Source organism: Phytohabitans sp. LJ34 (assembly GCF_052068095.1).
Classification (GTDB): domain Bacteria; phylum Actinomycetota; class Actinomycetes; order Mycobacteriales; family Micromonosporaceae; genus Phytohabitans.
The window spans coordinates 186,677-211,394 of sequence record NZ_JBQHDG010000006.1 but is presented as its reverse complement, the minus strand read 5'-3'; the positions used below and the strand labels follow the sequence as shown (position 1 = coordinate 211,394).

The 24,718-nt window shown below is 72.9% G+C and carries 21 protein-coding genes and 3 pseudogenes; 11 read left to right on the top strand and 13 right to left on the bottom strand.

Annotated features, from left to right (window positions below; genetic code table 11):
* From ACTMTJ_RS13165 to ACTMTJ_RS13155, 3 genes are read right to left on the bottom strand one after another with little or no spacing between them, the layout of a single operon-like run.
* Entirely contained in the window at positions 1-822 is an 822-nt protein-coding gene (locus tag ACTMTJ_RS13165) for a carbohydrate ABC transporter permease (RefSeq protein ID WP_441216612.1), read from the bottom strand.
* Positions 819-1,712 (bottom strand): carbohydrate ABC transporter permease, encoded by an 894-nt coding sequence (locus ACTMTJ_RS13160; RefSeq protein ID WP_441216610.1) that lies wholly within the window; start codon positions 1,710-1,712, stop codon positions 819-821. Before ACTMTJ_RS13160 ends, ACTMTJ_RS13165 begins: the two co-directional genes overlap by 4 nt.
* Positions 1,709-3,058, bottom strand: a complete 1,350-nt coding sequence (locus ACTMTJ_RS13155) for an ABC transporter substrate-binding protein (RefSeq protein WP_441216608.1) — start codon at positions 3,056-3,058, stop codon at positions 1,709-1,711. The genes ACTMTJ_RS13160 and ACTMTJ_RS13155 overlap by 4 nt, the downstream gene beginning before the upstream one ends.
* Positions 3,059-3,360: 302 nt before the next feature.
* Between ACTMTJ_RS13155 and ACTMTJ_RS13150 the strand changes: the two genes are divergently transcribed.
* A complete protein-coding gene (locus ACTMTJ_RS13150) occupies positions 3,361-6,276 on the top strand; it encodes a glycoside hydrolase family 3 C-terminal domain-containing protein (protein ID WP_441216606.1) in 2,916 nt (971 codons plus the stop codon).
* Positions 6,277-6,371: 95 nt separating this feature from the next.
* Positions 6,372-6,874, top strand: a pseudogene (locus tag ACTMTJ_RS13145) (zinc-binding dehydrogenase); the annotation flags it as partial.
* On the opposite strand, the gene ACTMTJ_RS13140 reads toward ACTMTJ_RS13145, so the two are convergent.
* Positions 6,871-7,404 carry a GNAT family N-acetyltransferase gene (locus ACTMTJ_RS13140; RefSeq protein WP_441216604.1) on the bottom strand — a complete coding sequence of 178 codons (534 nt, stop codon included), beginning with the start codon at positions 7,402-7,404 and terminating at the stop codon, positions 6,871-6,873. The pseudogene ACTMTJ_RS13145 and the gene ACTMTJ_RS13140 sit on opposite strands and share 4 nt — an antisense overlap.
* A gap of 56 nt (positions 7,405-7,460) precedes the next feature.
* Here ACTMTJ_RS13140 and ACTMTJ_RS13135 point away from each other — a divergent pair, with 56 nt between their 5' ends.
* Positions 7,461-7,745, top strand: a complete 285-nt coding sequence (locus tag ACTMTJ_RS13135) for a hypothetical protein (protein WP_441216603.1) — start codon at positions 7,461-7,463, stop codon at positions 7,743-7,745.
* 28 nt (positions 7,746-7,773) lie between these two features.
* Here the strand turns inward: ACTMTJ_RS13135 and ACTMTJ_RS13130 are convergent, their stop codons facing one another.
* Together ACTMTJ_RS13130 and ACTMTJ_RS13125 are read right to left on the bottom strand one after the other, a co-directional pair.
* A complete protein-coding gene (locus tag ACTMTJ_RS13130; RefSeq protein WP_441216601.1) occupies positions 7,774-8,832 on the bottom strand; it encodes a questin oxidase family protein in 1,059 nt (352 codons plus the stop codon).
* A gap of 15 nt (positions 8,833-8,847) precedes the next feature.
* Positions 8,848-9,231: a VOC family protein gene (locus ACTMTJ_RS13125; RefSeq protein ID WP_441216599.1), complete on the bottom strand. Its 384-nt coding sequence runs from the start codon at positions 9,229-9,231 to the stop codon at positions 8,848-8,850.
* Positions 9,232-9,396: 165 nt separating this feature from the next.
* Here ACTMTJ_RS13125 and ACTMTJ_RS13120 point away from each other — a divergent pair, with 165 nt between their 5' ends.
* From ACTMTJ_RS13120 to ACTMTJ_RS13110, 3 genes are all read left to right on the top strand, one after another.
* Positions 9,397-11,142, top strand: coding sequence for an aminotransferase class V-fold PLP-dependent enzyme (locus ACTMTJ_RS13120; RefSeq protein ID WP_441216597.1), 1,746 nt, complete (start codon positions 9,397-9,399; stop codon positions 11,140-11,142).
* 238 nt (positions 11,143-11,380) lie between these two features.
* Positions 11,381-12,328, top strand: a complete 948-nt coding sequence (locus ACTMTJ_RS13115) for a molybdopterin-dependent oxidoreductase (protein WP_441216850.1) — start codon at positions 11,381-11,383, stop codon at positions 12,326-12,328.
* 10 nt (positions 12,329-12,338) lie between these two features.
* Positions 12,339-13,067: a hypothetical protein gene (locus ACTMTJ_RS13110; RefSeq protein WP_441216595.1), complete on the top strand. Its 729-nt coding sequence runs from the start codon at positions 12,339-12,341 to the stop codon at positions 13,065-13,067.
* Here the strand turns inward: ACTMTJ_RS13110 and ACTMTJ_RS13105 are convergent.
* A complete protein-coding gene (locus ACTMTJ_RS13105; RefSeq protein ID WP_441216593.1) occupies positions 13,064-13,807 on the bottom strand; it encodes an N-acetyltransferase in 744 nt (247 codons plus the stop codon). The genes ACTMTJ_RS13110 and ACTMTJ_RS13105 overlap by 4 nt on opposite strands.
* Before the next feature lie 131 nt (positions 13,808-13,938).
* On the opposite strand from ACTMTJ_RS13105, the gene ACTMTJ_RS13100 reads away from it, so the two are divergent.
* Positions 13,939-16,941: a putative bifunctional diguanylate cyclase/phosphodiesterase gene (locus ACTMTJ_RS13100; RefSeq protein WP_441216591.1), complete on the top strand. Its 3,003-nt coding sequence runs from the start codon at positions 13,939-13,941 to the stop codon at positions 16,939-16,941.
* Positions 16,941-18,179: an aminotransferase class I/II-fold pyridoxal phosphate-dependent enzyme gene (locus tag ACTMTJ_RS13095; protein WP_441216588.1), complete on the top strand. Its 1,239-nt coding sequence runs from the start codon at positions 16,941-16,943 to the stop codon at positions 18,177-18,179. The genes ACTMTJ_RS13100 and ACTMTJ_RS13095 overlap by 1 nt, the downstream gene beginning before the upstream one ends.
* 152 nt (positions 18,180-18,331) lie before the next feature.
* Here ACTMTJ_RS13095 and ACTMTJ_RS13090 read toward each other — a convergent pair whose 3' ends face one another.
* Both ACTMTJ_RS13090 and ACTMTJ_RS13085 read right to left on the bottom strand, forming a co-directional pair.
* A complete protein-coding gene (locus ACTMTJ_RS13090; RefSeq protein WP_441216586.1) occupies positions 18,332-19,228 on the bottom strand; it encodes a hypothetical protein in 897 nt (298 codons plus the stop codon).
* 178 nt (positions 19,229-19,406) lie between these two features.
* Positions 19,407-19,871, bottom strand: a pseudogene (locus tag ACTMTJ_RS13085) (SigE family RNA polymerase sigma factor); the annotation flags it as partial.
* A 126-nt stretch (positions 19,872-19,997) separates the two neighbouring features.
* Here ACTMTJ_RS13085 and ACTMTJ_RS13080 point away from each other — a divergent pair.
* Positions 19,998-20,762, top strand: a complete 765-nt coding sequence (locus ACTMTJ_RS13080) for a hypothetical protein (RefSeq protein ID WP_441216585.1) — start codon at positions 19,998-20,000, stop codon at positions 20,760-20,762.
* A gap of 162 nt (positions 20,763-20,924) precedes the next feature.
* Here the strand turns inward: ACTMTJ_RS13080 and ACTMTJ_RS13075 are convergent, their stop codons facing one another.
* Both ACTMTJ_RS13075 and ACTMTJ_RS13070 read right to left on the bottom strand, forming a co-directional pair.
* On the bottom strand, positions 20,925-21,215 hold the full coding sequence (locus ACTMTJ_RS13075; protein WP_441216583.1) for a hypothetical protein: 291 nt from the start codon (positions 21,213-21,215) through the stop codon (positions 20,925-20,927).
* 87 nt (positions 21,216-21,302) lie between these two features.
* Positions 21,303-21,704 carry a nuclear transport factor 2 family protein gene (locus tag ACTMTJ_RS13070; RefSeq protein WP_441216581.1) on the bottom strand — a complete coding sequence of 134 codons (402 nt, stop codon included), beginning with the start codon at positions 21,702-21,704 and terminating at the stop codon, positions 21,303-21,305.
* Between ACTMTJ_RS13070 and ACTMTJ_RS13065 the strand changes: the two are divergent.
* Positions 21,661-22,293 (top strand): annotated as a pseudogene (locus tag ACTMTJ_RS13065) (TetR/AcrR family transcriptional regulator); the annotation flags it as partial. The gene ACTMTJ_RS13070 and the pseudogene ACTMTJ_RS13065 overlap by 44 nt on opposite strands.
* 51 nt (positions 22,294-22,344) lie before the next feature.
* Positions 22,345-23,313, top strand: coding sequence for a sigma-70 family RNA polymerase sigma factor (locus tag ACTMTJ_RS13060; RefSeq protein ID WP_441216849.1), 969 nt, complete (start codon positions 22,345-22,347; stop codon positions 23,311-23,313).
* Positions 23,314-23,437: 124 nt separating this feature from the next.
* Here the strand turns inward: ACTMTJ_RS13060 and ACTMTJ_RS13055 are convergent, their stop codons facing one another.
* The gene (locus ACTMTJ_RS13055) at positions 23,438-23,701 is read right to left on the bottom strand and encodes an amphi-Trp domain-containing protein (protein WP_441216579.1); all 264 of its coding nucleotides are present in this window, start codon (positions 23,699-23,701) and stop codon (positions 23,438-23,440) included.
* A 342-nt stretch (positions 23,702-24,043) separates the two neighbouring features.
* On the bottom strand, positions 24,044-24,673 hold the full coding sequence (locus tag ACTMTJ_RS13050; protein ID WP_441216577.1) for a DsbA family oxidoreductase: 630 nt from the start codon (positions 24,671-24,673) through the stop codon (positions 24,044-24,046).
* Positions 24,674-24,718 lie beyond the last annotated feature (45 nt).

Sequence of the window (24,718 nt, the reverse complement as noted above, 5' to 3'; positions counted from 1 at the left end):
CTACTTGATGGCCCCGGACATGACGCCGCGGGACAGGGTCCGCTGGAAGATGAGGAAGAACAGCACGGCCGGCAGGATGCCGAGCAGCGCCGAGGCGCTCGTCGTGGTGGCGTCCATCAGCCGGTCGCCCTGGAGCACGCCGAGCGCGACCGGCACGGTCTGCTTGTCGTTCGAGATGAGGAAGACCAGGGGGAGGAAGAACTCGTTCCAGGTCCAGATGAAGAAGAACGTGAACAGCACCGACAGGCTCGGCCAGCTGATCGGCACGACCACCCGCCACAGCGTGCGCACCTTGCCGGCGCCGTCGATCGCGGCCGCCTCCAGCATCTCGCGGGGAAAGGCGGCGTAGACCGACGACAGCAGGTAGGTGCCGAACGCGCTCTGGATCGCGGTGAAGATGATGACGATCGCCAGCCGGGAGTTGTAGAGACCGACCTCTTTGGACAGGTAGTAGAGCGGGTAGACCAGCGCCTCCTGGGGCAGCAGGTTGGCCAGCAGGAAGAAGACCAGGAAGGCGTACCGGCCGCGGACCCGGCCGATGCCCAGCGCGTACGCGTTGAGCACCGACACGACGACCGCCAGCACCGCCACCGCGCCGGCGATGAGGAAGCTGTTGAAGAGCTTCTCGCCGAAGTCGACGCGGATCCAGAAGTCGGCGATCCCCTCGAGGTACAAGCCGTTCGGGAGCGAGAGCGGTCCGTCGGTGGCGTACTCGTCGGGGCTCTTGACCGCGTTGACCGCGACCAGCGCGAACGGCGACAGCACCAGCAGCACCAGCACGGTCAGCGTGGCCAGCACGGCCGGTCGAAGGGCGCGGCTCATAGTTCGGCCCGCTTTTCGTCGCGGGCCTGGATGCGCAGGAACACCACCGACAGCACGACGATGATGAGCGCGAGGACGGTGGCGATCGCCGAGCCGTACCCGACCTGTGCCTTCTCGAAGAAGTTCTGGTAAGCGAAGTACGCGGGCACGAGCGTGGCGTTTCCGGGGCCGCCGCGGGTGAGCACGAAGATCTGCCCGAAGATCTTCAGCGCGGCGATGGTGGTGGTCACGAGCACCACGTAGATCTCCGGCTTGATCTGGTGGACCGCGATGCGGGTGAACCGGCGCCACCACCCGGCGCCGTCGATGGACGCGGCCTCGTACAGCTCCGGGTCGACGCGCTGTAGCCCGGACATGAACATCACGACCGGGTACCCGACCTGGAACCAGATCATGACGACCATGACGCTGTACAGCGCGTAGGCCGGGTCGCCCAGCCAGTTCTTGGCGAGGCCGTCAAGTCCCGCGTTGGTGAGCAGCGCGTTGAGCGCGCCGAAGCTGGGGTTGAGGATCCAGCCCCACACGATTCCCGTCACCGCGACGGGAAGCACCTGTGGAAGGTAGAACCCGGAGCGGAGCGCGCTGGCGGTGCGCGGGCCGATCTGCTTGGCCACGTAGTCGAACAGCACGGCCGCGAGGACGAGCCCGATCAGGGTCGGCACGACCGCCATCGCCACGATCAGGAAGATGATGTTGCGGAAGGACGCCCAGAAGTTCTCGTCCTCCAGCAGGCGCGTGTAGTTGTCCAGCCCGATCCACTCGGGGGTACCCACCCCCTGCCACCGGGTGAAGCTGATGCCCACGTTCATCACCAGCGGCACCACGATGACCACCAGCGAGAGCAGGGCGCCGGGGATCAGGAAGGCGGCGTACCCCCGACCGGATCTCATTTGCCGAGGCTGGTGAGGTTGTCGTTGTACGGCTTGGCGATCTCGTCGAGGACCGCGTCCGGGCTCTTCGTCCCGTTGATGAGGTGCTGCACGCCGGCGACGAGCACGTCGTAGTAACCGGGCGCCGGCCAGTCGGGGTAGAAGGCCAGCCCGTCCGTCGAGGTCACCTTGGTGAAGTTGTCGATGAGCTCCTTGCTCTTCGCGTCGGTGATCGCGGCCGGGTCGGCCAGCACCGGCACGCCGCCGGAGTTGCCGAGCAGGTTCTGGATCTCCGGCTTCATGGTGATGTCGATGAAGTCGTACGCGAGGCTCTTGTTCTTCGCGTTCTTCGGTACGACCCAGATGTTGCCGCCGGAGCCGGGGTGCAGCGTGTTGCCGGGGAACAGGAACGTGCCCCACTGGAACTTCGCCTCGGAGACGAAGCGGCCGTACCACCAGCTGCCCGAGATGACCATCGGGAACTTGCCCTGGGTGAACGCCACGCCCATGTCCTCGGCCTTGACGCCGGCGGAGTTCTTGGCGATGTAGCCCTTCTTCACCCAGTCGGCGAAGGTGTTGGCCGCGAACGTGAACTCCGGACCCTTGAAGTCCACCTTGCCCTTGTAGAGCTCGAAGCTGTCCACGAAAGAGCGGTTCGCCTTGGACAGGGCCAGCTCGTAGAAGATCTGCTGCGCCGGGTACTCGGCGCCGCCCACCGACAGGGGCGTGACACCGGCCTTGACGAAGGTGTCCATCGCCGTCTCGAACTCGGCGAGCGTGGTGGGCACCTGCACCTTGTGCTTGGTGAACAGGTCCTTGTTGTAGTAGACCATCACGTACTCGGCGTAGTTGGGCACGCCGTACCACTTGCCGTCGCCCATGATGCCCTCGGCGTCGTACTTCGAGGTGGTCTGGAGGCTGGGGCCGATCTTGTCCCAGCCGCGCTTGCCCGCCTCCTCGCTAAGGTCGGTGAGCAGCCCCTGCTTGGACAGCAGGCCGGCGGTCGCGTTGCCCTTGTTGTACTCCATGATGTCGGGTGCTTCGTCCGAGTTGAGGATCATGCCGGCGCTCTGCCGGATCTGCTCGAACCCCTTCGCCTCGAACTGCACCTTGACGCCCGGGTGGGACGCCTCGAACTGCTTGATCGCCTCGGCCCAGGCCACGCCCATGGCGCTGGTCGCGCCCTCGTAGTGCCAGAGCTTGAGCGTCTTGCCGTCGCCGCCGCTGGCGCCGTCGTCGGAGTCGGCGCCGCAGGCGGCCAGGACCAGCGAGGCGGCGGCGAGCACGGCGACGGTCCCCGCGCGGCGGCGACGCCGCCCGTCCTGCCTGTGGACACGGAAGTTGAGGGGCGGTGCAAGAAGTCTCATGGCTGTCTCCTCGTGGAGCGGTGGGCGGACCGGCCGGCCCGCGTAGCGAGACAGGGGGTGGGTACGGGGCGCGGCTCGCCGGCCCGGCGTCAACGGGCCCGCGCCCCGGCGGGGCGACGTGTCGAATAGGGAAGTCGAAGCGCTTCGACTGCTCGTTCGCAAGCTAACTTGACCACCGGCCGCCGTGTCAACGGGGTCAACCGATGATTTCGTAACGGTTTCGGCAACCTCGCTCCACCGAATAGTTCGTATGGCGTCTAAACTATTGACACGTTCCCAGGCCGTCGGCAAGTGTCGTCGGCGTGCGCGCACCGAGAGCCTGGCTGGCCGCCGTCATCACCGCCGTCCTGCTCGCCCCGGCCGTCCCCGCGCGGGCGGCCGAGCCGGCATACCCCTTCCGTGACCCCGACCTCCCCCTCGCCGTGCGGATCGACGACCTCGTCGGCCGGCTCACCCCGGCCGAGAAGATCTCGCTCCTGCACCAGTACCAGCCGGCGATCCCGCGGCTGGACATCGGAGCTTTCCGGACCGGCACCGAGGCCCTCCACGGAGTCGCGTGGCTCGGCGAGGCCACGGTCTTTCCACAGGCCATCGGCCTGTCCACCACCTGGGATCCACAGCTGATCCGGCGGATCGGCGACGCGGTCGGGCGGGAGGCCCGCGGCTTCCACGCCCAGGATCCGGCCAACAACGGCCTCAACCTGTGGGCGCCGGTGGTCAACCCGCTGCGCGACCCGCGCTGGGGGCGCAACGAGGAGGGGTACTCCGAGGACCCGTACCTCACCGGCGTGATGTCCACGGCGTACGCCCGCGGCCTCGCCGGCGACCACCCGACGTATCTCCAGGCCGCGCCGACGCTCAAGCACTACCTCGCCAACAACAACGAGGTACGCCGGGAGACCACCTCGTCGGTGCTGCCGCCGCGACTGCTGCACGACTACGAGTACGCGGTCTTCCGCCCGGCGATCGCGGCCGGCGCGGCGACCGGCGTGATGACCTCCTACAATCTCGTCAACGGGCGACCGGCCACTGTGGAGCCGTCGCTCGACGCGGAGGTGCGCGGCTGGACCGACCGCGACCTGATGGTGGTCAGCGACGCGTACGCGCCAGGCAACCTGACCGGGCCGCAGGCCTACTACGCCACCCAGGCCGAGGCGAACGCGGCCGCGGTCCGGGCGGGCGTCGACAGCTTCACCCAGGACGGCGCCAGCAGCGCCTCGACGGTGGCCGCGCTCACCGCCGCCACCGAGCGGGGGCTGCTGTCCTGGTCCGATGTGGACGACGCGCTGCGGCACATCTTCTCGGTGCGGTTCCGGCTCGGGGAGTTCGACCCGCCGGGGCGCAACCCCTACGCGGCCATCACGCCCGACGTCATCGACTCGCCGGCACACCGGCGGCTGGCCCGCGAGGCCGCCGACGCGCAGCTGGTGCTGCTGAAGAACGCCTCTGGGACGCTACCCCTGTCGCCGGCGAAGACCCGCCGGATCGCGGTCGTCGGCCCGCTCGCCGACACCGTCTACACCGACTGGTACAGCGGCACGCCGCCGTACACGGTCACACCGCGGCAGGGCATCGCCGCCCGGCTCGGCGCCGGCGCCACCGTCGTGGGCGGCGAGGGCGTGGACCGGATCGCGCTGCGCGACGTGGCCACCGGCCGGTACGTCACGGCCACCGGCACCACCGACGCCGACGCCGTCACCGTGCGCGGGGCCACCGCCGGCGAGGCGGCCCAGTTCGACGTCTTCGACTGGGGCGAGGGGCTGCTCACCTTGCGCAGTGCGGCGAACGGGCGCTACCTCGGGTACAACTGGGGGCCGTTCGTCACCCGCGACGCCCAGCCCAACGGGTGGTACGTGCAGCAGCAGTTCAAGCTGGAGGCGCAAGCGGACGGCACGTTCGCGATCCGGTACGCCGGCTACGAGACCCGCGAGCCCTGGTTCCCGGCCAACCGGTACCTGACCGTCGACTCAGACGGCCGGCTGGCGCTCGGCGCGCCGACGGCGGCGACCGCGGCGCGGTTCGCCAAGGAGGTCGTGCGCGGCGGGGCGGAGAGCGCGGTCGCGGCCGCCACCGGCGCGGACGTCGCGGTGGTCGTGGTCGGCAGCATGCCGGCCATCAACGGGCGGGAGACCAACGACCGTGTCTCGACCGCGCTCGCGCCGGGCCAGGCCGCGCTCGTCAAGGCGGTCCGCGCGGCCAACCCGAACACGGTCGTGGTGCTGGAGAACAGCTATCCCACCACCGTCAACTGGGAGCAGGCCAACGTGCCGGCGATCCTGTGGACCAGCCACGCCGGGCAGGAAACCGGAAACGCGGTCGCCGGCGCCCTCTTCGGCGACACCAACCCGAGCGGGCGGCTCACCCAGACCTGGTACCGCTCCGACGCGGAGCTGCCCGACATCCTCGACTACGACATCGCGAAGACCGGGATGACGTACCTCTACCACCGGGGCACGCCGCTGTACCCGTTCGGGCACGGGCTGGGCTACACGACGTTCGGGTACTCGCCGCTGCGCGTGGACGGCACCGGTGTCACGCTCGACGTCACCAATACCGGGCCGCGTGCGGGCGTGGAGACCGTGCAGCTGTACACCCACTTCGGACGGTCGCGGGCCGAGCAGCCGGTCAAGCAGCTGCGCGGCTTCGCCCGGGTGTCGTTGGCGCCGGGCCAGACGAAGGCGGTGCGGATCCCGCTCACCGCCGCCGACCTGTCCTACTGGGACGTGACCCGCGGCCGGCCGGTGGTGGAGAGCGGCACCTACGACGTGCTCGTCGGCGCCTCGGCGACGGACATCCGGCGGACCGCGACGCTGAAGGTGAAGGGCGAGACGATCCCGCCCCGCGACCTGCGGACGCCGGTGGCGGCCTGGACGTTCGACGACTACGCGGGCACCACGCTCGTCGACACGACGAGGACGGCCGGCACGGCGGTCGCGGCGACGGCGGCGGGGCAGTGGGTGCGGTACTCCGATGTGGACCTCCGTGCCGGACCCGGCCGTGCCTGGCTGCGCGTCTCCGCGGACGCGCCGGCGACCGTCGAGGTGCGGCTGGACCACCCGACCCGCGGGCGGCCGCTGGGCACCGTGGCGGTGCCGGCCACGGGCGGCCGCTACGCGTGGACGGACGTCTCGGCGGCGCTGCGCCGCACGGGCGGCCGGCACGACGTGTACCTCGTCTTCACCGCGCCCGTGAGGCTGGACACCGTGCGCCTGTCTTGACCTCAACCGCACTCGAGGTCGCGGGCTGGATCGCACGCGTGCGATCCAGGTGGCCGCCTTCGGCGGCCCGGAGGTGCTCACACCGGTGGAGCTGCCTGCTGGTGCGGCTGGCGGTCGACGCCGGCGCGCGGGTGGTGGCGGCGGCCTCCAGCGAGGCCAAGCTGGCGCTCGCCCGCGATCTGGGCGCGCGGGTCACCGTCGACCACACCCGCCCGGGCTGGACCGGCGAGGTACGCGAGGCGACGGGTGGCGGCGCCGCCCTGGTGTACGACGGGGCGGGCGGTCCACTGGGGACGGCCGCCGTGGACGCCGTCGCGGACGCGGGCGGTTCGTCACCTACGGAACGAGCGACGGCTTCACCGAGCCGGACCCGTCCGCGGTGTCGGCGCGCGGGCTTCGGGTCGTGACTCCGCTGACGGACGGGCCGCCGCCGGCCGGCGAGGTGCGCGAGACGGTGTCGCTGGCCCTCGCGAAAGCGGTCGAGGGCCGCCTGCGCCCGGTCGTCGGCGCCACGTACCCGTTGGAGTGCGCGGCCGAGGCGCACCGTGCGCTGGCGGCGCGCGCCGTGGTGGGCAAGGCCCTGCTGCTGGTGTCCTAAGCCGACAGTGGCTTGTGGTAGATCACGAAGTCGCACGGCGTGGCCAGCAGCGGCGCCAGCGCGGGGTAGTCGTCGGCGAGGCTGCCGCGGCGCACCGGCCGGTACCCGGCGTGGGTGTACCAACCGCGCAGGAACTCCTTGACCGGGTGGTCCCATTCGCGCGGCACGAGCAGCTCCAGCCGCATCGTCGTGGCGCCCTGCTCGCGCGCCCAGCCCTCGGCGAAGTCGACCAGCCGGCGCCCGAGCCCGATCCCGCGGTGGTCCGGGTCGGCGACCAGCATGCCGAACTCGCCCTCGCCGCTGTCCAGCCGCCGCACCCGCACCGCGCCGACCACGTGCCCGTCGAGGCGGGCCACGGCCAGCTCGCCGGCCTGGACGACGCCGGCCAGCTCGTCCGGGCTGGTCCGCTCGGCGCCTTCGCGCCAGAGGCCCTTCTCCGCGTCGGCGTACACCCGGTTGACGAGGTCGGTGGTCGCGGTCAGGAACGCGCCGTCGCCGGCCAGGTGCGGCGGTACCAGAGAGATATCCACAGGGGCATGGTGCCACGCGGTTGTGGACTAGAACATGTGTTCGATAACCTGGCGGGATGGATCTGGCGGGGCGGTGGTGGAACGAGATATCCCGCGGGCCCGAGCGGCGCGACATCTGGCTGCACGAGGACGGCGGCCGGTGGCTGGTGCGGGCCCGCGACGGAGGGCCGGGCGGGCGCGAGCTGAGCTGGCCGGCGTTCCGCGAGGAGTGGGTGGCGCGGGCGTTCGTCGATCGCCTCATCGCGGCGTCGCCGCCGAGCGCGGGGCGCTGGCGCGACGTGCTCAAGCTGGTGCGCAAGCCGCCGGTGGGCGGGTGGCACACGCCAGCGGGGATGGACTGAGCCGTCCGCCGCGGGCGCGGCGGCCCTGTCATGCCCGGACCGGCTCGATCAGCGTGGCGATGTGCGCGACCGCGGCGAGGGCGTCCGGGTCACCGGTCCTGGCGTACACCTCCACCGCCGTGTCGGTGAACTTGATGACGTGCTCGTCTCCGTGCTCCACCGCCCGCTGGAGGGCGTCGGTCGAGCTCTCCGGCGCGCCCGGGAGCGCCGCGCGGGGTGCCGGCTCGGCCGGGGCGTACGCGGCGTCGATGGCGGCCGTCGCCGTCCACGCCGCGGCGAGGCTCGGTGTCCACAGGTCCTCGGGCAGCGCCGGCAGGGTGTGCAGGACGGCGTTCGGCGCGGTGGCGGTGTGCACGAGCAGCACCGGGCTGCCGTGGCCGTGCCGCAGGTAGCGCAGCGTGGCCGCCGCGACCAGGTCGGCGAGCCGCTCGCGGACCTCGCCCGGCGCGCCGGCCGGCCGGAGCGCCGCGACCGACGCCGGCCAGCCGTCCAGGTCCTCGAACTGCCCGAAGCGGGCCGCGACCGTGCCCCGCTGGTCGGGGATGCGCGGCATGGCGGCGAGCGCGGCGTCCGGGTCGAGGCGGCCGGCCGGGGCGGCGGCCCGCGGTGCCGGCCGGGACCGCGCCGCCCAGAAGGCCAGCCCGTGCGCGAGCTCCGCAAGCGTCGCCGGGCTCTCCGCGCCGGCCAGCAGCGCCCGCACCACGTGACCGACCCGGATCACGCCGTGCGTCGTGCCGGCGACGATGCCCGGCAGCAGCCGCGGCCACCAGGTGGCGAGCACCTCCCGCCAGGGACGCTCGGTCACCTCGTGCGCGAAGTACGCCGACCAGTCGCCCAGCCGCCGCCCGTCGCCCAGCGCCGCCGGCCACGTCCGCGCGGTGATGCGGTCGCCCGGCCCGGGCAGCTCGTCCAGGCGCCGCACGTACCGGTCCACCCACCGGTCGACCATGTCCGCGCGGCCGCGCCGCACCAGCACCTCCACCGCCATCGGGCCGTGGTTGGTCAGCTGGTCCTCGCCCCACTCCGGTCCGGTGCGGGAGAACCGTACGTACGCCTCGTCGAGGACGCCTCCACTGTGGTCTGTCATCCCTCCAGCATGGCGTCAAAGCTCGCCGGTGCCGAGGTTCAGGATGTTGCCGTCCGGGTCGGTGAACCAGACCGCCTTCATCCCCTCGCTGATCATCACGTCGTCCTTCCACTCCATGCCCTCGTACTCGAAGGTCTGGAAGGTGACGCCCTTGGCGCGCAGCGCGTCCACCTCGGCGTCGAACCTGTCCTCGTCCACCGGGAAGGTGAGCGCGGTGGCCCGGTTCGTGCCGGCGTACTCGGACTGGTAGAGGAACACCCTGCCCTCGCCGCACTTGTACGTGATGCCGGCGAAGTCCTCACGCAGCGGGGACAGGCCGAGGGTCTCCTCGTAGAACTTGCGGGCCCGCGCGACGTCCGCGGTGGGCAGGGTCGCGACCGGTGTGCAATCCGACAGCATGGCAGCCTCCTCGCAATGACCCCCCGTGCGCCTCCGGTTCACGCTACGCCCGCGCGGCCGGGACGACAGGCGAATGCCCAGGCTGGCCGGTGTGTCCGGTTTACGCCCGCCGGGCTGCCCGAAAGGCTCTTGGCGGGGCGGCGGTTCGGGGCGCACTCTCGACATATGACCGGCGTGATCGCGACGACGCGGGCGGCGGAGCCGACGAAGGCCGCGCTGCTGGAACGGATCCGGTCCGGCATCATCGGCGAGGGCGCGGTGCTCGACGGGCCGTACGGGCCGCGCCGCATCACCTACGCCGACTACACCGCCTCCGGCCGCTCGCTCGACTTCATCGAGGACGCGATCCGGGCGCACGTGCTGCCCCGGTACGCGAACACGCACACCGAGAGCTCCGGCACCGGCCTGGCCACCGGGCGGCTGCGCGAGGAGGCCCGCCAGATCATCCACGACGCGGTCGGCGGCACCGAGGAGGACCTGGTCATCTTCTGCGGCTCGGGGGCGACCACCGCGGTCAACAAGCTCATCGGCATCCTCGAGCTCCGCCTGCCGGCCGGGCATCCCGGTCCGGCGCTGCGGCCGGTCGTGTTCGTCGGGCCGTACGAGCACCACTCGAACGAGCTGCCCTGGCGGGAGAGCATCGCCGACGTCGTGCCGATCGGCGCCGACCGCGACGGGCACATCGACCTGGACGAGCTGGCCGCCTCGCTCGACCGGTACGCTGACCGGCCGGTCAGGATCGGCAGCTTCTCCGCCGCCTCCAACGTCACCGGCATCCTCTCCAACGCCGACCGGGTCGCCGCGATGCTGCACGCGCGCGGTGCGCTCTCGTTCTGGGACTACGCCGCGGCCGGCCCCTACGTGCCGATCCGGGTGCGCGAGTCCGCGCCCGGCGCCGGCGACCACAAGGACGCGGTGTTCCTGTCGCCGCACAAGTTCGTCGGCGGGCCGCAGACCCCCGGCGTCCTGGTGGTCCGCCGCGAGCTGGTCCGCAACCCGGTGCCCACCGTGCCCGGCGGGGGCACGGTCGCGTTCGTCGACCCCACCTCGCACCGGTACCTGGACGACCCGATCGCCCGGGAGGAGGGCGGCACACCGGCGATCGTCGAGTCGATCCGCGCCGGGCTGGTCTTCGCGCTCAAGGAGGCGGTCGGCACCGACGCGATCCAGGCCAGCGAGGAGCGGCTGTGGAAGCGCGCGCTGAGCCGCTGGTCAGCCAACCCGGACATCGAGCTGCTCGGCAACCCGGAGGCCCGGCGGCTGTCGATCGTCTCGCTGCGGATCCGCCGCGGCGACCGCTGGCTGCACCACAACTTCGTGGTCGCGGTGCTCAACGACCTGTTCGGCATCCAGGCGCGCGGCGGCTGCTCGTGCGCCGGGCCGTACGGGCACCGGCTGCTCGCCATCGACACCACGCACTCGCACCGCTTCCAGGACGAGATCCGCCACGGGTGCGAGGGGATCAAGCCGGGCTGGACCCGGATCAACTTCAACTACTTCATCTCCGACACCGTCGCCGACTACCTGGTCGACGCGGTCGACCTCGTCGCGCGGCACGGCCACCGGCTGCTCGGCGACTACCGCTTCGACCCGCACACCGGCCTGTGGCGGCACCGCGCGGGCACCCGCCGGCCACCGCCGCGGCTGCGCGACCTCATCTACGCGGTGGACGGCACGCTCGCCCGCCCCGCCCGCCCGCGCCGGGCCGGCGAGGAGGCGCTCGCCGGATACCTCGACGAGGCGCGGCGGCTGCTGGCCGGATACCCTGAGACGCTCGACGAGGGGCCGACCGGGCTGGCCGCGGACTTCGAGGCGCTGCGCTGGTTCCACCTGCCACCGGGGTGCCTGCACGAGGCCCGCGACGGTCGCCCACCGGGCGCCGCCGCGCGAGGAGAGGACCGGGACCAGTGACCACAGTAGACGGCGCGGTCAGCGGGCCGGCGCGGCTGGCCGAGGCGGGCGAGGGGATCAGCGCCGAGGAGCTCGGCCTGGCCGCGCGCAACCACGGCATGCCGCTCGAGGCGCTGCGCTACGACGTCACCCCGGCCGGGCTGCACTACCTGCTCATCCACTACGACATCCCGGAGACCGACGCCGCGACCCACGTGCTCGACGTCGACGGCCTCGTCGGCACGCCGCTGCGGCTCGACTGGCCGATCTGCGCGCCCGGCCGCGGGTCACCCGGCGGGTCACGCTGGAGTGTGCCGGCAACGGCCGCGCGCTGCTGGAGCCGCGCCCGGTCAGCCAGCCGTGGCTGGTCGAGGCGGTCGGCACCGCCGAGTGGACCGGTACGCCGCTGGCCCCGCTGCTGCGCGCGGCCGGCGTCGGCGAGGGCGCGGTCGACGTGGTGTTCACCGGCGCCGACCACGGCATCGAGCGCGGCGTCGAGCAGGACTACCAGCGGGCGCTGCCGGTCGCCGAGGCGTTGCGGGACGAGCCGCTGCTGGCTTACGAGATGAACGGCGCGCCGCTGCTGCCGCAGCACGGCGCGCCGCTGCGGCTCATCGTCCCCGGCTGGTACGGCATGGCGCACGTGAAGTGGCTGCGCCGGATCACCATTGTGGACAGACCGTTCGACGGCTTCCAGAACGCGGTCGCCTACCGCCTGCGCCAGCGCCCCGACGAGCCCGGCGTGCCGGTGACCCGCATCGAGCCGCGGGCCCTGGTGCGGCCGCCCGGCTTCCCGGACTTCATGTCGAGGGTCCGGGTGCTGCGCCCCGGTCCCGTCATCCTCGACGGGCGCGCCTGGTCCGGACACGCGCCGGTGGAGCGGGTCGAGGTGACCACCGACGGCGCCACATGGGCCGAGGCCGCGCTCGATCCGGTCGGCGGCGGCGCGACGTGGGGCGGGGCCGCGCCCGGTCCGGCCGAGGGCGGCGCGAGGCGGGGCGGAGACGCGCTCGACCCGGCCGGCGACGACTTCGCGTGGCGCCGGTGGACGTTCGCGTGGACCGCCACGCCGGGCCGCCACACGCTCGGCGCGCGGGCCACCGACGCGTCCGGCCGCACCCAGCCCGACCGTCCACCGTGGAACCGCGGCGGCTTCGCCAACAACCTCGTGCAGCGCGTCGAGGTCGCCGTCACCGAGGCCGACTAAGATCCACTCTATGCTGCGCAACCGGGACGCCGACTGGGACGCGTGGCCGGTGGCGGACTACCTCGCGGAAAACTACCGCCGCCTGCACCGCGCCGACGAGGCGGTCATCGACCACCACAGCGCGGTGTACGCCCGCATCCCGGCCGGCTCCCTCGACCGCACCGTCGAACTTGGCGCCGGCCCCAACCTGTATCCGCTCGCGCTGGCCGCCGCGGCGAGCCGGCTCGTGCACGCGGTCGAGCCGAGCGCCGCCTCCGTCGCGTACCTGCGCGGCCAGCTGCGCGACGGCCCGGACCCGAGCTGGGACCCGTTCTACGCGCGATGCCGGCTGCGCAACCCGGCGCTGCCGCCGTCGCTGGCACAGGCGCTGTCCCGGGTACGGGTGACCCGCGCGGACGCGTTCCGGCTGCCCGAGGGCCGGTACGCGCTGGCGTCGATGAACTTCGTCGCGGAGAGCGCCACCGAGGACCCGGCCGAGTTCGCCGCGTTCTGCCGGGCGTTCGCGCGGACGGTACGGCCGGGCGAGCACCTCGTCGCCTCGTTCATGGAGAACATGGGACGGTACTCAATTTCCGGCGGCCGCGAATGGCCGGGCGTGCCGGTGGACTCTCAGACGATCGGCGAGGCCTTCGACGGGTACACGATGGATCTTGTCGTGAGCCGCATCGACGCGGACCCGGACCTGCCCGACTGGGGATACACCGGGATGGTCATGCTGTCCGCCCGCAGGGCGGTCTAGCGCAGCGCGTGCCGCACCCACACATTGGGCTCGACGTAGACGGCGCTGTCGTGTGACGGGTCACACCACACCGGCACGAGCGCCTCGGGCACCCGCACCGGCCCCGGCGCGTCGAACGCCAGCCCGGTCCACTCCCGCCAGTCGGCCAGCGGCGCGGCCAGCGTCATCGACGCCGGCGCGATGCCCACGATCTGGCCGCCGGCGCGGACGTGCGTGCGCAGCCACGGGTCGGCGGGGAGCCCGTCCGGGCGGGTGCGGGCCGCGTACCCGGCGAGCGGCACCTCGGGTTCCCGATGCTTGTGGACGGGGCGCACGGGGATGAGGAGGGTGGCGAAGCCGTGGCGGGCGGCGTTGGACCGCATCGCGTCGACCATGACCCGGGAGATCCCGCGCCCCTGCCATCCGGTCTCGACCGTGACCTCGACGCCCACGACCAGGCGGCCCCGCCGGCCGTCGAACAGGTCGCCGGCCGCCGTCATGATCGCCGCGTCGTGCCCGTCGGGTGGCAGGTGGCCCGGCGCCCAGGAGACCGGGAAGCTGTACGCCTTGGCGACCGGCCGGTCCGGCGCCGACCGCTCGACCGCGACCAGGCAGAAGCCGGGGTGGCGCGGCGCGACGGAGGTGTAGAAGAGGGTCGAGAGCGGATGGTGGTGCAGGAAGCGCGGCCAGGTGCCCAGGAGGTCGTCGAGCAGGGGAGCGAGGTCGGGACGTTCGGCGAGGGTCGCCACCTGAAGGTCCACACGCCGCCCCTGAACGCTGCTTCAACGGATCATCCGAGGGTTAGCCTACGGATATCGGCCCGGCAGGTGGGCCAGCGGTAAGGCCTGCCAGCAAAAAGTTTGCCGGACCGGTGCGCGGGGGAGAGGTGACCATGTCCAGCCGTCGGACCATCGCCGGGTTCACCGCGGTGATGATCGTGCTGACGGTGGTCTACTACGCGCGTCCCGGCTGGCACATCGCGATCTGGACCGCGATCGGCACGGTCAGCGCCGCGGCGGTCGCGGCCGGCGTGGTGCGCAACCGCCCGCGCCGCAAGCTGCCGTGGCTGCTGCTGGCCGGCGGCATCTTCGCGTTCGCGATGGGCGACACCACCTACCTCTTCCTGACCGACGTCCTGGGCCATCCACAGCCGTTCCCGTCGCTGGCCGACCTGATCTACCTGGGGCTGTTCTTCCCGCTCGCCGCGGCCGGCATGATCGGGCTGGCCCGCACGAGCGCGGCCGGGCGGGACCGGGCCAGCCTGCTCGACGCGCTCGCGCTCACCGTCGGGCTCGGGCTGCTGTCCTGGCTGTTCCTCATCGACCCGTACGTGCGCGCCGACGACCTCACCTGGGTGCAGAAGGCGATCTCCATCGCGTACCCCCTCTTCGACGTCCTGGTCCTGGCGATCCTGACCCGCCTCGTAATTTCGATGCGGCTGACCCCGGCCGTCCTGTTGATGGCGACCGGCGGCGTCGGCATGCTCGTCGCGGACGTCCTGTACGGCTTCTCCCGCCTGGGCATCGGCGCGGCGTGGCTGATGGGCGGTCCGATCGACATCGGCTGGATCGTCTTCTACGCCGCGTGGGGCGCGGCCGCGCTGCACCCGTCGATGGTCGCGCTCACCGACCCGCGCGTGCCGGCCCGTTCCGGCCTGACCGTGCGGCGGGTCGTGCTCCTCGCGCTTTCCACCCTCGTCGCGCCGGTGGTCCTGATCGTCCAGGCCGTCCGCGACGACGGCCGGTACGTCGGGATCAGCGCGCTCGTCGCCGCCGTCATGTTCCTGCTGGTACTGGCGCGGCTCTACGGGGCGGTCAGCGGCTACCGCGGCGTCGTCTCCCGGGAGCGGGCGCTGCGCGAGGCGGGTGCCGCGCTGGTCTCCGCGAGCGACGCCGGCGAGGTGACCGAGGCGGTGCGGGACGCGGTGGGGCGCCTCCTGCCGGCCGGCCTCCCGCACCGCGTGGTGCTCGCGCTCGACGAGCCGTCGCCGTCCACACCGGTCGGATCGGGCGTCCGGTTCGTGTACACCGCGTCGCTCGACCCCGGCCTGGCCGCCAGGCTCGGCCACATCGAGGTCGCCGCGAGATGTCCACTCGTCGTCACCGCGGGCACCCTTTTCGTCGCGGCGGAGGAAACCACGCTCGCCACGCTCCGCGAGGCCATCGAGGTGCTGGCCGCACAGGCCGCCCTCGCCCTCGACCGCATCGGGCTGGCCTGGGAGATCACCCAGCGGCGCAGCCAGGAGTACTTCCGCACGCTCGTGCGGAACAATTCTGACGCCATCCTCATCTTGGACGCGGGCGACCGCATCCGGTACGCCAGCCCGTCCGCGGCCGAGATGTTCGGCGCCGACCCGCTCCCCGGCACGCCCGTGCTCGACCTGCTCGACCCGCCGTCCCGCGTGCTCGCCGGGCGGATGCTCGACCTGCTCCGCGCCGGCGAGCGGGGCACGACCCAGGACGACTGGGTGGCGCTCGGCCCGGACGGCGCCCGGGTGCAGGTGGAGGTCTCCTGCCGCGACCTGCGCGCCGAGCCGACGGTGGCTGGCCTGGTGCTGACCATGCGGGACGTGACCGAGCGCCGCCGGCTGGAGCAGGAGCTCACCCACCGCGCCTTCCACGACTCGCTCACCGGGCTGGCCAACCGGGTGCTCTTCCACGACCGGCTCCAGCAGGCGCTGGGCCGGGCCGCCCGCAACGGCACGATGGTCGGCGTCCTCTTCATCGACCTCGACGACTTCAAGGTGATCAACGACACGATGGGGCACGCCTGCGGTGACGAGCTGCTCGTCGCGGCCGCCCAGCGGCTGGCGGCCGAACTGGCCGGCGGAGACACGGCCGCGCGGCTGGGCGGCGACGAGTTCGCCGCACTGGTCGAGGACGCCCGCGACCCGGAGGAGGTGGAGATCGTGGCCCAGCGCGTGGTCGCGGCGTTCGGCAAGCCGTACCTGATCGGCGACAGCGTGGTGAACGGCCCCGCCAGCATCGGCATCGCCACCACCGCCGAGGCGATCGACGGCGACGACCTGCTCCGCCAGGCCGACCTCGCGCTCTACGTCGCCAAGGGCGCCGGCAAGGGCCAGTGGCGGCGGTACCAGGCCGCGCTGCACAACCAGGTGCGCGACCGGCTGGAGCTGCGAGCGGAGCTGGACCAGGCGGTCGCGGACCGGTCGTTCGTGCTCCAGTACCAGCCGATCGTCGACCTGCGCACCGGCGCCGCCGCCGGCCTGGAGGCGCTGGTGCGCTGGCAGCACCCGACGCGCGGGCTGCTCGGGCCGGGCCGGTTCATCGACGTGGCCGAGGAGAGCGGGCTGATCGTGCCGATCGGCGACTGGGTGATCGAGCGGGCGCTCGCCGACGCGGCCGACTGGGGTGGCCCAGCCGGGCCCTACGTCAGCATCAACGTCTCCGCGCGCCAGTTCAGCGACCCGGGCTTCGTCGACCGGACGCTGCGGCGGCTCGCCGAGGGCGCGCTCCCCGCCGACCGGCTCGTCCTGGAGATCACCGAGACGCTGCTGCTGCGCGACGACGAACGGGTGCGGCACGACCTGGCCCGGCTGCGGCAGGCCGGGATCCGGGTGGCGATCGACGACTTCGGTACCGGCTACTCGTCGCTGAGCTACCTGCGCAAGGTACCCGCGGACGTCCTCAAGATAGAGAAGTCGTTCATCGACGCGGTGTCCACACAGCCGCGGCAGCGGGCACTCGTCGAGGGGATCCTGCGACTGGCGCACACGCTCGGGCTCACCGTCGTGGCCGAGGGCATCGAGGAGGAAGCCGACCGCGCGGCGCTGGTCGCCGCCGGCTGCCGGTACGGGCAGGGCTTCCTCTTCCGCCGGCCGATGAACCACCCCGACGTGCTCACCTGGCTCGCCGACGCGCCGGTGGCGGCTTGATGGCGCCGCCGACTTCGGCCGAGCTGGGACAGCTGATGGACACCGTCATCGACGAGGTGCGCGGCCGTGAGATCCGGGTCGGCGACCACTGGCTCGTCGACTTCGCCTCCTGCAACTACCTCGGCTTCGACCTCGACCCGGAGATCCAGGCGGCGATCCCGCCGGCCGTGGCGAAATGGGGCACGCACCCGAGCTGGTCCCGCATGCTGGGCAGCCCGGCGCTCTATCCACAGATCGAGGAACGCCTCGCCGACCTCCTCGGCGCGCCCGACGCGCTCGTGCTCCCCACCGTGACGCTCATCCACATGGCGGTCGTGCCGGTCCTCGCCGGGCAGGGCACCGTCATGTACGAGCACAACGCGCACCGCACGATCTACGACGCCTGCCAGTACGCGCGCGGCCTCGGCGCCACCGCGCACCGCTTCCGCGCCGGCGACCTCGCGCGGCTGGCGGAGCTGCTGCGGGCGGCACCGCCCGGCGCGCCCCGGCTGGTCTGCGTCGACGGGGTCAACAGCATGACCGGCAACCCACCCGACCTGGCCGCGTACGCCCGGCTCTGCGGCGAGTACGGGGCACTGCTCTATGTGGACGACGCTCACGGCTTCGGCGTGCTGGGCGAGCGGCGGCCGGACGAGACGTCGCCCTACGGCGCGCGGGGCAACGCGGTGGTGCGGTGGTCCGGCGAGAGCTACGACGGCATCGTGCTCGTGGGCGGCTTCTCCAAGGCCTACTCGTCGCTGCTCGCCTTCATCGCCGTGCCGACCGCCGTCAAGGAGCACCTCAAGGTGGCCGCCCCGCCGTATCTCTACAGTGGACCGTCACCGACCGCGTCGCTCGCCACCGTCCTGGCCGGGTTCGACGTGAACGACGCGCGGGGCGACCGGCTGCGCGGCCGGCTGTACGCGCTCACCGCGCGGGTGCTGGACCGGGTGCGCGCGCTGGGCCTGGCCACGCCCAACACCAGCGGCACCCCGATCGTCGAGCTGCCGCTGGCCGACGGGCGCGACCTGGCCGACGTGGCGGCGGAGCTGTGGCGGCGCGGCGTCTACGTGACGCTCGCCGCGTACCCGCTGGTGTCCCGGGCCGACGTGGGGCTGCGGGTGCAGCTCACGGCCGCGCACACCGACGCCGACGTCGACCGGCTCCTCGCCGCGCTGGACGCGCTCGCCGCGCGGGGCGACCTGCGCGCGGCGGGCCCGGGTGCGCCCCGCCAGGCGCGCCCGAGCCCACGTTCCTGAGCTCAAAGGATTGTCGAGGCGAGCCGGAGTCCAGGCGGCGTCCGGTGGTGGCGGGCGCGAGGTCGCACACCGGTGTTGTATGCGGCCTTTCGCCCGACGCCGCGGGTCGCCGTCTGGGCCCGGCGCAGCCCGGCAAAGATTTGTCACAGGCCCTAGTCCAACCAGGAGCGGATGCGGTTGGTCGCCTTGGTGGTGAAGGTGTTCATGACGGACTGCTCGGCGGACCAGCCGTCCTCCCAGCCGGTCTCGTAGATGATCGTCACGATGTCGCCGACCCGTACCACCGAGACGAGCCGCACGTCCTCGCCGCCGGTCTTGTTGCCCTCCGCGTCGAGGGTGGGATAGCGCTTTTCGAACATCAGGGACTCGTCCCCGCGCTTCGGGGCGGAGACGACGCGGTAGCGGTCGTCGCCCTCCGACGGGCAGTCGGCGACGGCGTCGCGTACCTCGTCGACGAAGCGGCTCGCGCCACCCGGCTCGTACACGGTGATGGTCTGCGTCAAGGTGCCGTCCGGCGTGTTGCCCACGGGGGTGCCCGCGTTGTAGTAGGTGAGCCGGCGGCTGCGCCGCAGGTCGATCGAGCGGTCGCTGGCGAACCTGGCGTCGCACAGCGTGGGCATGATGTTGTCGGTCCCGGTGTCCCCGTTCAGCTCCCCGCGGCTGAGGTCGGCCACCTGGAGGAACGCGCTGTTCGGGATGCTCTTCGGGGTGTTGCGCGCGGGCGGCGTGGTCGGCCGGGCCGTCGTCGGCGGGGTGGTAGGCGGCGTGGTCGGTGGCGCGGACGTCGGCGGCGCGGAGGTCGGTGGCGGCGGTGTGGGGGACTGCGTCGCGCCCGGGGGCACGGGCGGCGGCGCCGTGCCGTCGGCGCGGACGATCCACTGGGTGCCGAAGATGGCGCTGCCCACCGCGACCGCGGCGACGACCGCGACGGCGGTAACCCGGAGGCGGGTGCGGCGGTCGGCGCGGGCCCGCAGCGCGCCGGGCGCGGCCAGCGGCACGGTGTCGGCCTCGTGCGCCAGCGCGCGGTACGCCTGGTCGAGCTCACTCATCGTCGTTCCCCTCCCACGCGCCGCTCGCGGCGGGCCTCGTCGCGGCTTGCCTCGCTGCCCCTCCGGGCCGTGTCTCCGCTGTCCGTCCGGGGTGTGTCGCCGGTGTCCCTCCGGGTCGTGCCTCCGGTGGTCTGACGAGCGTGGTGGCCGGGGTCCGGCCCGGTGGGGAGGGGTCCGTGAGCAGCTGGGCCAGGCCGGCCCGGCCACGGGACAGCCAGGACGTCACGGTGCCGACCGGCACGCCGGTCTCCTGGGCGATGTCGGCGACGGGCAGGTCGAACAGGTAGTGCAGAGCGAGCGCCTGCCGCTGTGCCACGGGCAGCCGGCGCAGCGCGGCGACGACCACGACGGTGTCCTCGTTGGGCGGGTGTGCGTTTTCCGGCGGCCCCGAGCGGTGCAGGACCGTGTGCCAGCGGGCCAGCCGCCGCCACCGGTCCGTGGCCAGCCTGGTGACGACCAGCCGCACCCAGGCCTCCGGGTGTGGATGCTCGGCGACCGTCCGCCACCGCTGCCACGCCCGGGTGTACGCCTCCTGCACCACGTCCTGCGCCTCGGACAGGTCGCCGACGACGGCGTACCCGTACCGCATAAGGCGCGCCGACGTGCTGCGGTAGAACTCGTCGAAACTGTCCGCGTCCCGCATCCGGTGCCCCCGCCTCTCGCCGTGCACTGCCATGTACACGAACGGCGCACCCACCATGCTGCGGCCGCCCTCAAGTTTCCGCCAACGGTGGCGCCGCCAGGCTGATAGCGTTACATATGGGGCATCATGGGACACTGGTTCGCGCGCACCATTGTGGACACCGGGCGGCTGCCGCTGTTCTGCTTCTTCGCCGCGATGGTGGTCGGGTTCGTCGCCATCCGCTTCTCCACCCGCATGATCAGAGCGGGCGTGAAGTGGTGGCCGGGCAACGTCACGCCCGGCGGCCTCCACATCCACCACGCGGTGTTCGGCATCGGGCTGATGCTGCTCGGCGGCATCGTCGGGTTCGCGATCGCGCCGGAGCTGACCGGTTGGCGGGCCACCGCCGCGGCGGTCTTCGGGGTCGGCGCGGCGCTCGTGCTGGACGAGTTCGCGCTGATCCTGCGGCTGCGCGACGTCTACTGGTCGCAGGAAGGCCGGGAGTCAGTCACCGCGGTGTTCGCCGCCTGCGCGGTGACCGGGCTGCTGGTCCTCGGCGTGCTACCGAAGGACCTCACCGACCTCACCCAGGCCCACGAACGGGGCGGCGTGGCCGGGTGGGCGGCCGGCGTCGCGCTCGTGGCGTTCAACCTCGGCCTGGCCGCTGTGACCGTTCTCAAGGGCAAGCTGTGGACCGGTCTCATCGGGCTGTTCTTCCCGGTCCTGCTGTACGCCGGCGCGGTCCGGCTGGCCCGGCCGAAGGCGCCGTGGGCGCGGTGGTTCTACCACCGGACGGGTGAGCGGTGGGCCCGGAAGCTGACCCGTGCCGAGCGGCGGGAGAGGCGCTTCCACCAGCCGGTCGCGCGGCTGGGCGACCGGCTGAGCGCGCTCATCGCCGGTCGCCCGTCCTGACCGGGTGGTGTGCCTGGGTGTGTTCGTTGGTGGTTGCCCGTCGTGACCGGGGTGATGAGGCTGGTGTGTCCCTTGGGTGGTCGCCTGTCGTGACCGGGTGGTGTGGCTGGGGCGATCGGCTGAGCGCGCTCGTCGCGGCGGCCGTCCGTCCTGACTCGTCGGTCAGTTGTCCATCGGGACCCAGAGTTGGCCGGCCACCCGCGTGCAGGAGTAGGCGCGGGCGCCGCGGTTCTCCATCCAGTACCGGCCCATCGCCTCGCAGTCGTTGCGGTCGGGGTAGTCGCCGGCGTACCTCCAGCCGGCGGCGACCTGTGCCGCCGGGGCCGCGGTGAGCGTGCCGGATTGTGCGGCGGCTGCCACGGTCGGCGCCGCCGCCTGTGCCGCCGGGGCCGCGGTGAGCGTGGCGGCGACGGCGAGGCCGCCGGCGACGGCCAGCCCGCGCTTCCAGGACATCGAAATCTCCCTTGGACGAAGGATCGCGATGGAGCCTATGAAGCTGAGGCTTGCGTCAACCTTTCACCGGTGTGTCAGCCGGGCGTTTCACCGGCCCAGGGGCACCCGGCGGGCGCGCACCACGCGGTGGCTGATCCGCCAGCCGGCGCCGGTGCGGAGGAGCGTGTCCTCGTAGGTCACACTGCCGGCGGTGCCGTCCGCCAGCACGCCGAGGCCCTTCGAGAGAGCGCGCACCTCGCCGTCGCCGGCCGGGGTGAGCACGATGTTGGTGACGTGGTGGGCGACCGGGTTGGCGGCGCCCAGCGCCAGGGCCGCCTCGCGCAGCGCGGCAAGGCCGCGGATCACGCCCCCGCCGAGGTCGGTCACGTCGTACGCCACGTCGGGCGTGAACACCTCCGGCATCCGGTCGAAGTCGCCGTCGTCGGTCAGGTGCCCGTGCCGGTTGATGACGTCGGTGATGGCTTCGCGGTCCGCGATGCTCAGGATCATGGCGCGCCTCCCTAAACGGGGATATCCCCGCTTGCCTGGTACCGTAAGCGGGGACATCCCCGGTTGGCAAGGAGCCCCAATGCGCGCGGACGCCTCGCGAAACGCCGGCCGGCTGCTGGCCGCCGCGCGCGAGGTGGTGGGGGAGTCCGGGGCGGAGTTCGCGATGGACGAGGTCGCCCGCCGCGCCGGTGTCGGCAACGCCACCCTCTACCGGCACTTTCCGACGCGGGGCGACGTGCTCGCGGCCGTGTACGCGGACGAGGTGGACGCGCTCTGCCGCCGGGGCGCCGCCCTGCTGACCGGCGACTCAGCCGGGGAAGCGCTGTTCGCGTGGCTGGACGACTTCGTCACGCACGTGGCGACCAAGCGAGCGCTGGCCCTCGCGGTGCCGGCCGGCGGCCGCGCGCGGCACTTCGACCGTTGGCACGAGTCGATGCGGGCCACCGCGGCGGCACTGCTCGACCGGGCGCGGGCCGCCTCGGCCGTACCCGATGACGTGTCGGCGGCCGACCTCCTCGCTCTCGCCTCCGGTGCGGCCCTGACCGGCGCGGACGCCGCGGACGCCCGCCGCCTGCTGGCGCTCGCCCGCCGCGGCCTGGCGATTCCTTCGGCCCTCCGACCGGGTCATACCGTCGGAGGGATCGGCATGACTGACACGGAAACCGCGGCGCCGGGGGAGTTCGTCGCCGCGGCGGAGCCACTGCGGCGCGAGCTGCTCGCGCACTGCTACCGCATGCTGGGCTCGGCCGCCGACGCCGAGGACGCGGTGCAGGAGACATACCTGCGGGCCTGGCGGGCGTACGACAGGTTCGAGGGGCGGTCGTCGCTGCGCTCGTGGCTCTACCGCATCGCCACCAACACCTGCCTCACCGCGCTGGAGCGGCGCGACCGGCGGGCGCTGCCGTCCGGGCTCGGCGGGCCGGCGGACGACCCCGCGGCGCCACTCGCGGCCGATGCGTCGGTGGCGTGGCTGCAACCGTTGCCGGACGCGTTGGTCGACCCCGGGGAGATCGTGGCGTCGCGGGAGAGCCTGCGGCTGGCGGTGGTGGCGAGCTTGCAGTACCTGCCCGCGCGGCAGCGGGCGGTGCTCATCCTGCGCGACGTGCTGGCGTTCTCCGCTGCCGAGGTCGCCGACATCCTCGACACCACGGTCGCGGCGGTGAAGAGCACGCTCCAGCGGGCGCGCGGCCGGCTCGACGAGGTCGCGCCGGCCCCCGAGGACGTGACGGAGCCGAGCGAGCCGGAGCGGCGGGCGCTGCTCGACCGGTACATCGAGGCGATCGAGAACGCCGACCCCGACGCGCTGCGCGGGCTCCTCCACGACGACCTGGTACTGGAGGCGACGCCGCAGCGCACCTGGTACGCCGGGCTGGCGACGTGCCTGCCGTTCCTGGTCCGGCACGTCTTCGGCGCGGGGCGGTGGCGGATGGTGCCGACGGGCGCCAACGGCCAGCCGGCCATGGTGGCCTATGTGGACGGTGGCGACGGCGTGCTCCGGGCGTACGGCGTGGTCGTGCTGACGGTGGCCGCCGGGCGGATCACGCGGATCACCGCGTTCGGGGAGCCGGAGCTCGCGGCGGTGTTCGGCTGCCCGGCGGTGCTGGCGTGAACTACGCGAGCGAGCCGGGCCCGCGGGCCCGGCTCGCGGTGCGGCGCCAACGTCGGCCGGCTTCGCCGGCCCGGGTGAGCGGCGACCTTCGCCCGCTCACCCGTGAAGGCTTGTGGTCACCGCACTAGACGTCCGACTCCTCGTCGTCGTCCTCGTCCTCGTCGTCCTCTTCCAGGGTCCACTTGAGCTGGAACTCGATCTCCTCCTCGTCGTCGCCCCGCTCGTGCTCGATCGAGAACTGGGCGCGGGCGGGAACGCGGATCCGCTCCCCGGCGATCTGGATCCGGAACGGCGTCTCCGACTCCAGCGCGTCCGCCAGGCGCCGCAGCTTCGCGACGACCTCGGGCGTGGAGTAGATGCGTTCGACGTCTCGCGTCGTGTCGGTCACGTGACCTCCGATGTCGGGGCCGCCCCCGTGCGGGCGCGCCTGCGCGGGACATTCAACCAGCCGTGGGCGTGGCGGGTGCGCTGGGTCGTGGCCTTCTCGAGCGTGGCGGGTGCGCTCGGCCGCGGATGTGGCGGTTGGGGTGGGCCGCGACGGTGGCGGGTGCGCTCGGCCGTGGGCGCTGGGCCGCGGCCTTTCGAGCGTGGCGCGGGCGCTGCGCCGCGGGTGTGGCGCGGGCGCTAGGCCGCGGGTGTGGCGCGGGCGCGTGGCTGTGCGGGCGGTGCTAGGCCGTGGGTGCGCTGGGCCGCGGGGTGTGGCGCGGGCGCGTGGCCGTGCGGGCGGGTGCTAGGCCGCGGCTTTCTCGAGCGTGGCGAGGAAGACCTCGATAGGCTGCGCGCCGGAGATGCCGTAGGTGCGGTCGAAGACGAAGAATGGCACGCCGTTCGCGCCGAGCGCCCGGGCCTCGCGGATGTCGCCGCGGACATCGTCGGCGTAGGCGTCGCCGTCGAGCACCTTGCGCACCTCGTCGGCCGGAAGGTCCACGTCGGTGCCGATCCGCGCCAGGGTCTCGGTGTCGTCGACCGCCTCACCCTCCATCAGCGCGGCCTGGAAGAGCCGCTCGTGGATGTCGTCCGCCAGGCCGCGCGTCGCGGCGAAGTGGGTCAGCCGGTGCGCGTCGAACGTGTTGGCGGTGAGCGACTTGTCGAGGTGGTAGGTGAGACCCTCCTCGGCCGCGATCGCGGTGACCCGCTCCTGCATGGCGGACGCCTCCGCGGCCGGCACACCGTACTTGCCGGACAGCATCTCGGTGGTCAGCCGGTTGTCGCCGCGGCGCTGGGTGGGGTCGAGCTGGAAGCTGCGCCAGGTGACCTCGACCTCGCCGGCGTGGTCGAACCGGGCCAACGCGTGCCGCAGGCGGCGCTTGCCGATGTAGCACCACGGGCAGACGACGTCGGACCAGACCTCGATCTTCACGTGCTTCTCCTCGTTACCAGCAGGTGCCGTCGGCGGCACACACGT

Coding starts and splice junctions, on each gene's coding strand:
- ACTMTJ_RS13165 (WP_441216612.1), bottom strand. CDS start 822: ATGAGCCGCGCCCTTCGACCGGCCGTGCTGGCCACGCTGACCGTGCTG.
- ACTMTJ_RS13160 (WP_441216610.1), bottom strand. CDS start 1,712: ATGAGATCCGGTCGGGGGTACGCCGCCTTCCTGATCCCCGGCGCCCTG.
- ACTMTJ_RS13155 (WP_441216608.1), bottom strand. CDS start 3,058: ATGAGACTTCTTGCACCGCCCCTCAACTTCCGTGTCCACAGGCAGGAC.
- ACTMTJ_RS13135 (WP_441216603.1), top strand. CDS start 7,461: ATGGATCTGGCGGGGCGGTGGTGGAACGAGATATCCCGCGGGCCCGAG.
- ACTMTJ_RS13130 (WP_441216601.1), bottom strand. CDS start 8,832: ATGACAGACCACAGTGGAGGCGTCCTCGACGAGGCGTACGTACGGTTC.
- ACTMTJ_RS13125 (WP_441216599.1), bottom strand. CDS start 9,231: ATGCTGTCGGATTGCACACCGGTCGCGACCCTGCCCACCGCGGACGTC.
- ACTMTJ_RS13120 (WP_441216597.1), top strand. CDS start 9,397: ATGACCGGCGTGATCGCGACGACGCGGGCGGCGGAGCCGACGAAGGCC.
- ACTMTJ_RS13110 (WP_441216595.1), top strand. CDS start 12,339: ATGCTGCGCAACCGGGACGCCGACTGGGACGCGTGGCCGGTGGCGGAC.
- ACTMTJ_RS13100 (WP_441216591.1), top strand. CDS start 13,939: ATGTCCAGCCGTCGGACCATCGCCGGGTTCACCGCGGTGATGATCGTG.
- ACTMTJ_RS13095 (WP_441216588.1), top strand. CDS start 16,941: ATGGCGCCGCCGACTTCGGCCGAGCTGGGACAGCTGATGGACACCGTC.
- ACTMTJ_RS13090 (WP_441216586.1), bottom strand. CDS start 19,228: ATGAGTGAGCTCGACCAGGCGTACCGCGCGCTGGCGCACGAGGCCGAC.
- ACTMTJ_RS13080 (WP_441216585.1), top strand. CDS start 19,998: ATGGGACACTGGTTCGCGCGCACCATTGTGGACACCGGGCGGCTGCCG.
- ACTMTJ_RS13075 (WP_441216583.1), bottom strand. CDS start 21,215: ATGTCCTGGAAGCGCGGGCTGGCCGTCGCCGGCGGCCTCGCCGTCGCC.
- ACTMTJ_RS13070 (WP_441216581.1), bottom strand. CDS start 21,704: ATGATCCTGAGCATCGCGGACCGCGAAGCCATCACCGACGTCATCAAC.